This is a genomic window from Veillonella sp. AF13-2, from assembly GCF_003603295.1.
GTDB lineage: Bacteria > Bacillota > Negativicutes > Veillonellales > Veillonellaceae > Veillonella > Veillonella parvula_E.
On sequence record NZ_QTMT01000001.1, the window covers coordinates 706,823 to 720,512 of the forward strand.

Below are 13,690 nucleotides of genomic sequence, written 5' to 3' on the forward strand. Positions count from 1 at the left end.
ATTCTTTCTTATTAAATAAAATAGTTTATATAAGCTCATTTCTCCCCTTACATAATCATAATATGGGCTCTATTTTTTTATATATTTAATTCCTTTTTTTCTTAGGTTTTGGCTATTAAATTAAGCTACTTTATGGTATGGTATAATATATCGTTACTAGGGAGGTTAGTATGTATCAAACATATTCTATACTGCAAAAATTATGGTTGTTCATAAAACTATTTACTCCAATGTGCATCACTCAATTTTCCCTGATTGGGGCTACCTTCATCGCCATCTTTTTAACGGGACAATATAGTACGACTGATTTAGCTGGAGTCGCTACGGGATATAATTTATGGCTCCTTTTCTATATTTTTGCACAAGGAACGTTGATGGGTATCACGCCAATCATTTCTCAGCTATTAGGAGCTAAGAAAACAGATGATATTCCAATAATCTTTCATCAAGGCCTTTTCATCGGTACAGGACTAGCATTTTTAATTTTATTAATTGGTATATTCGGCTTACGCCCTTTATTGACATATTTAAATCTTGAACCGGCTGCCGCCGAGGTATGTATTAGTTATCTGAAAGCCTTTGCACTTGGTTTATTCCCATTACTCTGGGTAAATACCTTGCGTAATACTGTCGATTCTCACGGATTAACGCATTACTCCATGGCCATCGTCTTTACAAGCTTTGTGATTAACGTATTCTTAAATTATGCACTCATCTTTGGTCATTACGGTTTTCCTGAAATTGGTGGTGTTGGTGCTGGCTACGGTATTGCTGGTGCCTGTTGGACAAACTTCGTTCTATTTAGCTTAGTCATTCTATTGCATCCTAAGTTAAAAGGCTATCGCATCTATAAAGATTTCCATAGCCCGAATTTTCACTATATCCGTGAACAATTACAAGTTGGTATTCCCATAGGTTTTTCTATCTTTTTTGAAGCTAGTATCTTTAGCATTGCTGGGCTCTTAATGGTTCACTTTGGATCTGCTGTAGTAGCAGCTCATCAATCTGTCATTTCTTTTACTAATGTATTCTACTGCTTACCATTAAGTATCGCCATGTCCTCTACCATTGCCGTTGCTTATGAACTCGGTGCAGGACGAAAAAAGGAAGCCATCCAGTACTCTTATATTTCTCGTGTATTAGCCATCATCATAGCCGTTCTCATTTGTGCCTTTACGTTCACTCATATGGATAATATTGCGGATTTATTTACAAACGATGATGAAGTATATGAACTTATTTATCACTTTCTTGGGTATGGCATATTTTTTGCTGCCATCGATGCCATAGGTACTCCATTACAAGGTATTCTAAGAGCCTACAAGGATGTTAAAGTAGTTCTTTACATCTCACTCATTTCTTATTGGGGTGTATGTTTCCCAACGGCTTATACCCTTGCTAAAAATCCTAATTATGGACCATTTGGCGTATGGATTGGTTTGTTGGCTAGCGTAGTAGTTGCGGGTATATTATTTACACTTCGCACATACTACATACAACATTACAAACCTAGAACTATTGCAAAATTACAAACCTAAAACTATTGCAAAATAATAAAAGCACCTATTGATTACGCTTAAGTGTAAGTAATCAATAGGTGCATTTTTATTGTAAAAGATTCCAAATACATAATCTATTAGTATATGGGCCCTTTAAAATAGACTAATATTTTAATTAGGTATATGACTATGAAAGTCTTATTTTAAAGCTTCTTGTTTCTCTACTTTGGACATACGGAAAAAATTATATAGCGTTTCTGCCGTCTTATAATTCATAGATTCTACATTTGCAAGTTCATCAATAGATGCCTCTTTCATGGCCTCTAAACTATTAAAGTGAGCCCATAAGGCCTTACGGCGTTTAGGCCCGATTCCTTCAATATGGTCAAGAATAGATTCAAGATTTCGCTTACCGCGCAACTTACGGTGATAGGTAATGGCAAAGCGATGCGCTTCATCACGAATTTGTTGAAGTAATTGAAGCTCCGGCGTATGATGACTCAAAATGATACTTTCAGATTGTCCCTCTACAAAGACCTCTTCAATACGCTTAGCCAAGGAGATAACTGGCACATCTGTAACACCAACAGCACGGATTAACGGCAAAGCCGCATTGAGCTGACCTTTACCACCATCGATGATAATAAGATCTGGCATAGGCCAGTCTGTTTCATTACCGTAACGACGTTCCATAATTTCAGCCATCGATTTAAAGTCATCAGGTTTACCTTGTGTGGTTTTCAGTTTAAAGCGGCGATATTCCTTTTTTGCTGGCTTACCACCTTCAAAAACAACCATGGAAGCTACCGTTTCAGCCCCTTGTGTATGAGATATGTCAAAGCACTCCATACGTTCAGGTAAACGTGGCAAGTCGAGGATCTCGGCTAGCTTCTTAACCGCCCCGCCAGTCTTATCGATTTGGTGCTGCCACTGACGACGACGTTCTTCAAGGAAAGTTTCTGCATTTTCATGAGCCATCTTAATCATATCCATCTTATAGCCACGTTGTGGCACAGATACATCTACATGTTGGCCTTTGAGCTGTGTAAACCATTCTGTTAATAAGTCTCTATCTGTACTCTCCATAGGTAGTAACAACTCTTTAGGAATAAAGTTTGTATCTCCATAGTATTGCTTGATAAAGTCTGTCATAATGGTTTCTGAACTATCTCCATCATGTTGCACAAAGTAATTCTCACGGCCTAACAGACGACCACCGCGGATGAATAGCAACTGTACACAGGCCATCGATGTATCTACAGCCAATCCTAAGACGTCTAAGTCGCCACGTTGAGTAACCATGCGTTGCTTTTCTTGTATCTTTTCAATGCTAGACAATTGATCACGATAACGTGCAGCATCTTCAAAGCGCAAATCTTCTGCAGCAGCCTCCATCTTTGATTTAATTTCCTTTAGCAATGGTATAGGTTTACCTTCAAAAAGTTCTATGATTTCGTCAATATACTTTCGATAATCCGGTACAGATATTTTGTTAAAACACGGTGCCTCGCAGTAATGCATATGATACTGCAAGCATGGGCGTTCTACCTTCATAGACTTACAGGTACGCAATGGATAGTACTGTCGTATTAATTTCAGTACCACATGAACAGATGTGACATCTGTAAAAGGGCCAAAGTACTTGGCTCCATCACGCTCTAGGCGACGCGTCATATATACGCGTGGGTAATCCTCTTGCACTGATATTTTAACATAGGGATACGTCTTATCATCACGAAGCCTAATATTATATTTCGGTTCATGCTCCTTGATAAGTGTATTCTCCAAGATGAGCGCTTCCATCTCCGTTTTTGTTTGAATAACTTCCACATCGACGGCTCGTTTCATCATGGCCGTAACCTTTGGTGCGCGATTTGCATCGTTACGCACATAGGAACGCACACGATTTCGCAAGTTAATAGCCTTACCTACATAAATAATTCGGTTATATTGATCACGCCACAAATATACGCCTGGTGTAGTTGGCAAATGACTAACCTTTTCCAGTAATTCTTCAGACGGCATATTTCCTCCTTTCCTTGTAGATTACAAGAGAATAGATTACACACTTCTTTAAGTATTGACCTTTATAAGTTGAAGGATGTAGTCTATTCTCTTTATGATTTTTCTTTTATAGAAACTTAAATATATGTACTATTTTATTTCTTATGCTTCGCTGCTTTCATAAATTTCTTAGTCTGTTCCAATACAGGGCCTAAGAATTTCCCGGTATAGCTTTCTTTCACCTTAACAATTTCCTCAGGCGTACCAATTGCCACGATAGTGCCTCCGCGATTACCACCTTCAGGACCAAGATCAATAATGTGATCAGCCATCTTAATAACATCTAAATTATGTTCGATAACGACAACTGTATCGCCACCCTCTACGAGTTGTTGCAATACGTGTAATAACTTGCGAATATCCTCGGCGTGAAGACCTGTAGTAGGTTCATCTAGGATGTATAGCGTTTTACCTGTGCTGCGACGAGCTAATTCAGTAGCTAATTTAACGCGTTGTGCTTCACCACCAGATAATGTTGTAGCCGCCTGACCTAAACGAATATAGCCAAGACCTACCTCTTGCAAGGTAACCATTTTACGATTGATCTTCGGAATAGCGCTGAAGAACTCAACCGCATCATCTACCGTCATATCTAGTACATCTGCAATAGATTTACCTTTGTATTTAACCTCTAAGGTTTCTCGGTTATAACGGGCTCCCTTACAAACCTCACAAGGTACATACACATCTGGTAAGAAGTGCATTTCAATTTTAATGATACCGTCACCACGACAAGCTTCACAACGGCCACCTTTTACGTTAAAGCTAAAGCGCCCTTGTTTGTAACCGCGCATCTTTGCTTCCGGTGTTTGACTATATAGTTCGCGTATGGCATCAAATACACCTGTATATGTAGCTGGATTGGAACGAGGTGTACGTCCGATAGGGCTTTGATCAATATTGATGATTTTATCGATATGTTCAAGACCACGGATTTCTTTATGAGCCCCTACTTTGTGGTTAGAGCGATATAATTGATTAGCTAAACCTTTGTAGAGAATTTCATTAATCAAGGTAGACTTACCAGAACCGCTGACACCAGTAACAACATTAAACAAGCCAATAGGGAATTTTACATTTACATTTTGTAAATTGTTTTCCTTAGCACCGCGAATTTCAATGCAGTTCTTACCTGGTTTACGGCGTTCTTCCGGAAGAGCGATAAATTTACGACCACTCAAATACTGACCCGTAATAGAGTCTTTTACCTTCATAACTTCGTCAACAGAACCAGCGGCAATAATTTGACCGCCATGCTCACCTGCACCTGGACCAATGTCCACGAGATAGTCAGCCGCACGCATCGTATCTTCGTCGTGTTCTACAACGAGCAAGGTATTACCTAAGTCCCGCAATCCTTTTAAGGTATCGATGAGTCGATCATTATCTCGTTGATGTAGACCTATGGACGGTTCGTCTAGGATGTACAATACACCTACCAAACCAGAGCCGATTTGCGTAGCTAGACGAATACGCTGTGCTTCACCACCAGATAATGTGCCTGCACTACGGTTCATTGTTAGGTAATCGAGACCTACATTATTAAGGAAACCTAGACGAGCATTGATTTCCTTTAAAATTTGAGCACCAATCACTTGTTCACGTTCAGTTAACTGTAGATTACCAAAGAAATCGAGTGCTTCTTTAATAGTTAACTGCGTTACTTCGTTGATATTCTTATCCCCTACAGTAATAGCTAATACTTCAGGTTTAAGACGAGCCCCATGACATGTAGTACACGGCTTAATAGACATAAACTTTTCAAATTCTTCACGCATAGAGTCTGTAGAGGCTTCACTATGACGGCGCTTAACCATCGGTAAAATACCTTCGTACTCAGTAAAGAATTCCTTTATCTCACCTCTCATATTTTCATAGGTGAAATTTACCTTATCCGTCGTACCGTACATCACCTTTTTCTGTAATGCTTTCGGCAATTCATCATAGGTGGAGTCTAAGGAATATCCATTAGCTTTTAATAGACCTTCTACTTGACGCATAAACCAAGCATTAGGATTAGAGCTCAAGGCTTGCACGCAACCATCGGCAAAGCTAATAGATCCATCTGGAATAACGCGCTCCTCATCAACCTCCATAGTAGAACCAATACCTAAACAAGATGGGCACGCACCAAACGGACTATTAAAAGAGAACATACGCGGTTCAATTTTAGGTAATGAAATATGACAATCTGGGCACGCAAAATGTTGGCTATACATGTGTTCAGGTCCGTCTACCTCTTGAATCACAACGATGCCTTCTGCCCATTTTGAAGCGGTCTCCATAGAGTCAGCCAACCGAGATTCAATGCCTTTTTTTACAACGAGGCGGTCCACAACGATATCGATGGAGTGTTTCTTGTTCTTCTCTAATACGATTTCTTCGTCCAAAGTGCGCACTACACCGTCTACTCGAGCACGAACAAAGCCTTCTTTGCGAAGTTGTTCAAATACCGATTTATGTTCCCCCTTTTTACCTTGAATCATAGGGGCTAGCACTAAAACCTTAGTACCTTCGGGAAAGCTCATTACATCATCGGTCATTTGTTGTATTGTTTGCTGGGTAATAGGCTTACCACACTCTGGGCAGTGTGCATGACCTACGCGTGCAAATAAGAGACGTAAATAGTCGTAAATCTCCGTAACAGTGCCCACTGTAGAACGAGGATTACGGCTGGTAGTCTTTTGGTCGATAGAAATAGCTGGAGATAAACCTTCAATATAATCGACATCGGGTTTATCCATTTGTCCCAAAAATTGACGTGCATACGCAGACAGGGACTCAACATAACGTCGTTGCCCTTCTGCGTAAATCGTATCAAATGCTAGGGATGATTTACCCGAACCACTGAGGCCAGTTAAGACGATAAACTGATCACGTGGTAAGGATATATCAATATTTTTTAGGTTATGCTGACGCGCACCTTTTACAATCAATTGATCTTTCATTATCTTTCCTATTTAAAGAGATGATACCAAACGGCATCATCTCTCTGATTACTAACATGAAATAATATATGTATATTATCGCACATATAGTCTATATAATCTATGTGTTTTCTTACAATCTTTTAAAATTGCTCCTAAGATTTACTTTTTGGACTTGTCCGCTTTCTAGATTTGGTAGAAACTGGCTTCTTCAACTTGCTATCTCCTGCACTATGCATATCGGACCATTGTTGACGTAATACGCCCAATTGATCACGTAACTTAGCTGCGGTTTCAAATTCAAGTTGCTTGGCGGCGGCCTTCATTTGACGATCTAGCTCTTCAATCTTATTGTACAATTCTTCCGGTGTTATATCTGCCACCTTAGGTGTTGATGTATCTTGAACATATGGTTCGTGTCCATGGTCCATGCCCTCTGAGGATTTTTTTTGCTTTCCTTTTTTCGGTGAAAGTCCCTTTCCATCGGTAACCATATCTTCTTCGATTTTCGTTAATTCGATAAGCTCTTTTACATCTTTAGATACAGATTTAGGCGTAATATTATGTTCAATATTATAAGTCTCTTGCACGGCACGACGACGATCAGTTTCATCGATAGCTCGTTGCATAGAACCTGTTACACGATCTGCGTACATGATAACATGACCATTCACATTACGGGCCGCACGACCTATAGTTTGAATCATAGCCGTATCGGAGCGCAAGAAACCTTCCTTATCCGCATCTAAGATAGCAATTAAGGAAACCTCAGGCATATCGAGACCTTCACGAAGTAAGTTAATACCAACGAGTACATCGAATACGCCAGCCCGCAAATCACGAATAATTTCAGCGCGCTCGATGGTAACGATATCTGAATGAAGGTATCGAACGCGAACGCCCATTTCCTTCAAGAACTCTGTTAAATCCTCTGCCATTTTCTTTGTTAAGGTCGTAACAAGGACACGCTCATTCTTGGCAGCACGCTTATGAATTTCACCGAGCAAGTCATCCATTTGCCCCTTAATAGGACGAATTTCTATAGATGGATCTAATAGGCCCGTAGGACGTATGATTTGCTCTGCAATATTCGTTTCTACTTCCATTTCGTATGGGCCAGGCGTTGCCGATACGTATACAATTTGATTGATACGCTCTACAAATTCATCGAATTGAAGAGGTCTATTATCGAGTGCAGAAGGAAGACGGAAGCCGTATTCTATAAGAGATTCTTTACGGGCGCGGTCACCATTATACATAGCACGAATTTGAGGCATCGTCACATGCGATTCGTCCACCATGATGAGGAAATCATCTGGGAAATAATCAATCAATGTAAACGGTGCTTCCCCAGCCTTGCGTTCAGACATATGACGTGAATAGTTTTCGATGCCCGAGCAATAGCCCATCTCCTGCATCATTTCTATATCGTACCGCGTACGCTGTTCTAAGCGCTGCGCCTCCAATAGGCGGTCAGCAGCTTTTAACTTCGCCAACTGCTCATCTAATTCGGCTTCAATACGCTCTACAGCAATATTCATCTTCTCTTTCGTCGTTACATAGTGAGATGCTGGATAGACAGCAACGTGTTTTCGTTCCGCAATAACTTCACCGGTCAAGGAATCTACCTCTACGAGGCGGTCGATTTCATCACCAAAGAGCTCCACCCGAATGGCTCTTTCACTATAAGCGGCAGGGAAAATATCAATCGTATCCCCTTGCACACGGAATGTGCCGCGGATAAAGTTCATATCATTTCTCGTATATTGAATATCTACGAGTTTAGATAAGATTTCATCGCGCGATTTCGTTTGACCCAAGCGCAAGGACAATACAAGATCAGAATAGTCCTCAGGGTCACCTAAGCCATAAATACAGCTAACCGAAGCAACGATAATGACATCGCGACGCTCAAAAAGGCTCATCGTAGCACTATGTCGCAGTTTATCAATTTCATCATTAATAGACGCATCCTTCTCGATATATGTATCACTAGAAGGAATATAGGCCTCCGGTTGATAAAAATCGTAGTAAGATACAAAGTATTCTACCGCATTATTTGGAAAGAAACTTTTAAATTCACTACATAATTGAGCCGCCAAGGTTTTATTATGAGCAATGATCAAGGTCGGCTTTTGAACTGCTTCAATAACCTTAGCCATTGTAAAGGTCTTACCAGTACCAGTGGCACCGAGCAAAACTTGAGCCCATTCACCGCGTTCAATACCTTCTGTTAAAGATTGAATCGCGGTAGGTTGGTCACCTGTAGGCGTAAAGGGCGCCTCCACTTTAAATGGTTGGCCCCCCTCGTAATTATATGTACTATGCTTCATTACTGTTCATCCTGATGTTTACGGATGGCTTTCATTTCTTCATCCGTCAAACGACGACCTGCATTTTCCGCTTGATTCAACGTATCCTCACCTTCTAAGACTTCGATGAGCATAGCAATAGAAAAACGATCTAGTGTAGGTGTGGTCTTCTGAATTTCATCAGCCATCATCCAATCTGATTCAGTATAGTTATTAATACGATCTGTAATCTCTTCCCAGTTTGAAAGTAGCAATCTCGTAATGGGGCGATATAGTTCAATTCCGAAGTACTCGATTAAGCTAACTATCTTATTCATATTTTCTAGGCTAACATTACATTCATTTTTTTTATTTTCAGATTCTACATATTCAAGTAAGAATTCCCGGTTATATTTATTTGTCACCTTGAATCATTCCTTTATTAAATAGTGCATTAGCAAATTCTTTTGCATTAAATGGACGCAAGTCATCCATACCTTCGCCAACGCCAATCCAGCGTACGGGTACACCTAGTTCCTCTTTAATAGAGATAACTACGCCGCCTTTTGCCGTACCATCTAGCTTAGTTACTACAATACCATTTACTGGTACAGCTTGACCAAATAATTTAGCTTGGCTTACTGCATTTTGACCCGTAGTACCATCTAAAACGAGCAATGTTTGATGCGGCGCACCTTCTACGTGGTTATTCGCAACACGACCCATCTTTTTAAGCTCTTCCATAAGGTTAACCTTAGTATGTAGCCGACCAGCTGTATCTACGATAACAAGGTCTGCATTACGAGCTTTCGCAGCTTCCATTGCATCATATACAACAGCAGCAGGATCTGCACCTTCTTTATGTTTAACAATTGGTACACCAACGCGATCAGCCCAAATGGATAATTGGTCAGCTGCAGCGGCACGGAATGTATCACCTGCAGCAATGATAACCTTTTTACCTTCTTTAGTATAATAGTTAGCCAATTTAGCGATTGTCGTTGTTTTACCAACACCATTTACACCAACTACAAGGATGACCTCAGGATGGTGCAAAGTAATTTCATCTTCTTGATCGATGAGCATTTCCGTGATGCGGTCTTCCATAAACGGCATTACATCGCCTGTATGATTGATGATACCTTCTGTTACACCACGACGAATTTCTTTCATCAAGTATTCTGTCGTCTTAGGGCCTAGATCACTAGTAAGCATAACCGCTTCTAAATCATCTAAGAAATCATCATCGATTTGCGCATAACCAATAACGATGCTTTCTACATTTTTTACAAAAGACTTACGAGTTTTCTCTAAACCGTCTTTAATTCTATCAAAGAATCCAAATGCCATTATGCTAGATCCTCCTTCACATCTTCAAATGCTACTGTTAATAATCGCGATACACCGCGTTCCACCATGGTTACCCCTTGAAGTACTTCGGCGGCTTCCATCGTCTTTTTACGGTGAGATACAACGATAAATTGTGTTTCTTTATTTATTCGATTTAAGTAAGAGCTAAATCGTTCAACATTAGCTTCATCAAGCGCCGCGTCAACTTCGTCAAGCACACAGAACGGAGCTGGACGATAATCAAGGAATGAGAACAATAAAGCGATAACCGTAAGAGCACGCTCGCCACCCGATAAGAGTGTCAATTGTTGACGCTTTTTCCCTGGTGGTTGAATATAGAAGTCGATACCACCCGTCAAAATATTATCTGGATCAGTAAGTACAATTTGCGCAGTACCGCCACCAAACAATTGGCTGAATACTTCTTGGAATCTACGGCCTACCACATCCAATACATCGTATAGCTGTGTACTCATCGCCTTATCCATTTCGGCAATAACCGCCTGTAATTGCGCCTTTGCCGTATCTAAATCAGCTAATTGTGTGCTTAAGAAATCATAGCGTTCTTTAGTCTCTTCGTATTCCTCAACGGCATTTGGATTGACTGGACCCAATTCGGCAATTTCAGCCATCAAACGAGCTTGCTCATCCTTCCAATCGTTAACGGAGCCTTCAATGCGAAGGGCTTGAGCATCTTCCAAAGTAAAGCCTAGTTCTTGTAATTCTTCTACAAAGCGCTCACAGTCCATGTGATGACGTGTAATTTTACCTTCCATATCAACAAGGCGACCTTGCACCACTTTATAGCGTTGATTCAATCGGTCTTGCTCACTTAGAATAGATTCCATTTCTTCGCGACCTGTAGATGTTTTATCATAGGCTTCATCACGAAGAACACGTAATCGTTCAACCTCAGCCGTAGCAGAGGTCAACTCTTGTTCTGCCACTTCCTGAGCCTTAGGTATTTCCTTTTCATAGCGTTGTGTAGTACTAACTAACAAATTACGAAGTGGTATTAAGCGCTCAATAATACTAGAAATAGACTGATTACGCTGTTCACGTTGTGTTTCCCGTTCCTGAATGGTATGTCGTAAGGTATCACAAGTAAGGCGATCTTCCGTGAAAGCTTCATACGCCTCTTGTTGCACCTTTTGCAACATAGTTAATCGATTCATCAACGCCCCTTGATTACCATCCACACCATGATCCTCTTGCAAGGAAGCCAATGCTGTTTCTTGTTCTTTCAAGTTAGCCGTTGTAGTAGCCAAATCAATATCGATTTGTACTAAACGTTGCTCTTCTTCATGGAGAACACGTTTTTTACGATCCAATTGATTTTGTATATTTTGTACCTTTGTTTCGCTAGCCACATAGAGTAAGTTCGTATGTTGATAGCTTTCATCAAGGGTAGCTCGTTCCTTTTCTGCCTCTTCAACCCGTTTTTCAAGGCGTTCTAAGTTAGCTGTTAAGGAGCGAATCTGTTCTTCAATTTGTACCAGTTCTTGTTCAAGACTAGTAGCCTCTTCCTTGCGGCTCAATACAGAAGCACGCTTGCGCTTTGTGGCACCACCGGTTAAAGAGCCGCCAGGTTGAAATTGTTCCCCCGTAAGAGTTACGATACGCAATTGCTGATTGTATTTTTTCTGTAATCCAATGGCATCATCCATGGAAGATACTACCAAGGTGCGACCCAATAAGTATTGGAAAATATGGGCATACTTATTATCAAAGGAAATACAATCAACAGCAGTGCCTAATACACAGCTTTCATGTAAGGCCGGTGTATCATATGGTTTACCTTTAACAGAATCCATCGGCAAGAAGGTTACACGACCACCTTGGATAGACTTCAAATAATTGACACCCTCCGCAGCAGCGCGAGCTGTAGTAGTCACAACATGGTTAACACTTCCGCCTAAGGCCGTTTCGATAGCCGTAGTATATTTGTCCTCTACCGTAAAGAGATCGCCAACAGCACCAGTGATCTGTTCACGCCAAGAACCTTTACCATTGAGGATATTCTTTGTGCCTTCTAAGTAACCTTCGTGCTGTTCCTCCCACTGTGCTAAAAGTTCTAATCGACCTTTTGCACGTTGTTCTTGAGTGCGTAGCTTTTGTAATTTCTTACGCTCTTCACGCGCTTTCATAGCTGCATCCTTAGCATCATCAACGAGGGCTTGTCGTTGAGCAGATAAGGCATTAAACTTTTGACCTAGCGCTTCAAATTCAGAACGAGCGGCTTGTAGTTCACTATCTACCTGTGCTATTTCAGATTCTAGAATAGCACATTGATTTCTACTTTCCACCTTTCGAGCTTCTAAGCTCCGAATACTAGCCTTAGCCGTTTCAATAGCACTCACAACTTCTAATTGACGTTGCTCAAAAGCCTCTCGATTGGATTGCAAGGATTGGAACTTAGCTTGTTCTGACCTTACATCTTCAACAGCCTTTTTGTAACTCGCTTCTAATTCTTCTAGATTAGACTCTTTTTCTACTAATTGAGCACTTTCATCTTGAATCAATTGATTTAAGATTCGCAATTGTTGCTCCTCACCCTTTTGCGTAGCCTCTAGCTCGCTAATACGCATAGATGTTTCATCTAATTCACGGCGAGCTGTTTTTAGTTGCTCTTCTAAAAGACGTAAATGGCCAGCTAAGCGTTCTTCATCACGTTGCTTTTCAGTATATTGAGCCTCCCACAACTTAAGTTGTTCCTGCTCTTTTGACGAGGACGATTGCAATTCGTGACGACGAGCCTCTAATTTAGACAATTCAGTTTGAAGCTCAATTTCTTCATCTTTAAAGGCAATATTATCGTTTTCAAAACGTGTTAAAAGGCGATCAGAGGTCTTATAATTGTGAAAGCCTAATGCCCCATCATAATCGCGCTTTGCGCGGCTTAAGGTCATATATTTTTTAGTCTTTTCCGCTTTTTCAGACAAAGGTCCTAGTTGCTCTTCAATGGTAGCCATTACGTCCCGTACGCGCTCCATATTACGATCTGTACTAGCAATACGACGTAAAGCATCTTCTTTATTAATTTTAAAGCGAGAAATCCCAGCTACATCTTCAAAGATAAGACGACGTTCTTCAGGTTTAGAATTTAAAATAGCATCAATTCGGTTCTGTCCAATAATGGCCATGGAATCTTTACCAAGACCGGTATCTGCCAGTAAAAGATGTATGTCCTTTAAACGACAAGAGCGCTTATTGATGAGAAACTCACTTTCACCAGTACGATAGATACGGCGTGTTATAGCCACCTCTGCCATATCTAAATCTAATTGTTGATCACTATTGTCAAATACAAGAGTAACCTCAGCAGCGCTCATAGGTTTGCGCTTTTCCGTACCAGAGAAAATAATATCCTCTGCTTTTTGCCCGCGCAAATTACGCACATTGGATTCCCCTAAAACCCATTTCATTGCATCCGTAATATTACTTTTACCACTTCCGTTAGGACCAATAACGGCAGTCATTCCTGGTGAGAATTTTACAATCGTTTTATCCGCAAACGATTTAAAGCCCTTTAATTCCAACCGAAGTAATTGCATGACTG

At 40.6% G+C, this 13,690-nt stretch carries 7 protein-coding genes; 1 reads left to right on the forward strand and 6 read right to left on the reverse strand.

Translation table 11 applies throughout. From position 1 onward, the window contains the following. Window positions 1-170: 170 nt before the first annotated feature. A complete protein-coding gene (locus tag DWV85_RS03370; protein WP_123138021.1) occupies window positions 171-1,538 on the forward strand; it encodes an MATE family efflux transporter in 1,368 nt (455 codons plus the stop codon). 159 nt (window positions 1,539-1,697) lie between these two features. Here DWV85_RS03370 and uvrC read toward each other — a convergent pair whose 3' ends face one another. The 6 genes from uvrC to smc form a co-directional block, all read right to left on the reverse strand. Beyond that, window positions 1,698-3,524: an excinuclease ABC subunit UvrC gene (gene uvrC / locus DWV85_RS03375; RefSeq protein WP_004693462.1), complete on the reverse strand. Its 1,827-nt coding sequence runs from the start codon at window positions 3,522-3,524 to the stop codon at window positions 1,698-1,700. A gap of 134 nt (window positions 3,525-3,658) precedes the next feature. Beyond that, window positions 3,659-6,511 (reverse strand): excinuclease ABC subunit UvrA, encoded by a 2,853-nt coding sequence (uvrA, locus tag DWV85_RS03380; RefSeq protein ID WP_123138022.1) that lies wholly within the window; start codon window positions 6,509-6,511, stop codon window positions 3,659-3,661. A gap of 134 nt (window positions 6,512-6,645) precedes the next feature. Next, window positions 6,646-8,823: an excinuclease ABC subunit UvrB gene (gene uvrB, locus DWV85_RS03385; RefSeq protein WP_123138023.1), complete on the reverse strand. Its 2,178-nt coding sequence runs from the start codon at window positions 8,821-8,823 to the stop codon at window positions 6,646-6,648. Beyond that, window positions 8,823-9,206: a hypothetical protein gene (locus tag DWV85_RS03390; RefSeq protein ID WP_004693457.1), complete on the reverse strand. Its 384-nt coding sequence runs from the start codon at window positions 9,204-9,206 to the stop codon at window positions 8,823-8,825. The genes uvrB and DWV85_RS03390 overlap by 1 nt, the downstream gene beginning before the upstream one ends. Then, window positions 9,196-10,131, reverse strand: coding sequence for a signal recognition particle-docking protein FtsY (ftsY, locus tag DWV85_RS03395; protein WP_004693455.1), 936 nt, complete (start codon window positions 10,129-10,131; stop codon window positions 9,196-9,198). The genes DWV85_RS03390 and ftsY overlap by 11 nt, the downstream gene beginning before the upstream one ends. Next, a complete protein-coding gene (smc, locus tag DWV85_RS03400) occupies window positions 10,131-13,685 on the reverse strand; it encodes a chromosome segregation protein SMC (protein WP_123138024.1) in 3,555 nt (1,184 codons plus the stop codon). Before smc ends, ftsY begins: the two co-directional genes overlap by 1 nt. Between the last annotated feature and the right edge of the window lie 5 nt (window positions 13,686-13,690).

What these genes read in the sequence shown, in the direction of transcription:
- DWV85_RS03370 (WP_123138021.1), top strand. Translation starts at nt 171, where the DNA reads ATGTATCAAACATATTCTATACTGCAAAAATTATGGTTGTTCATAAAA.
- uvrC (WP_004693462.1), bottom strand. Translation starts at nt 3,524, where the DNA reads ATGCCGTCTGAAGAATTACTGGAAAAGGTTAGTCATTTGCCAACTACA.
- uvrA (WP_123138022.1), bottom strand. Translation starts at nt 6,511, where the DNA reads ATGAAAGATCAATTGATTGTAAAAGGTGCGCGTCAGCATAACCTAAAA.
- uvrB (WP_123138023.1), bottom strand. Translation starts at nt 8,823, where the DNA reads ATGAAGCATAGTACATATAATTACGAGGGGGGCCAACCATTTAAAGTG.
- ftsY (WP_004693455.1), bottom strand. Translation starts at nt 10,131, where the DNA reads ATGGCATTTGGATTCTTTGATAGAATTAAAGACGGTTTAGAGAAAACT.
- smc (WP_123138024.1), bottom strand. Translation starts at nt 13,685, where the DNA reads ATGCAATTACTTCGGTTGGAATTAAAGGGCTTTAAATCGTTTGCGGAT.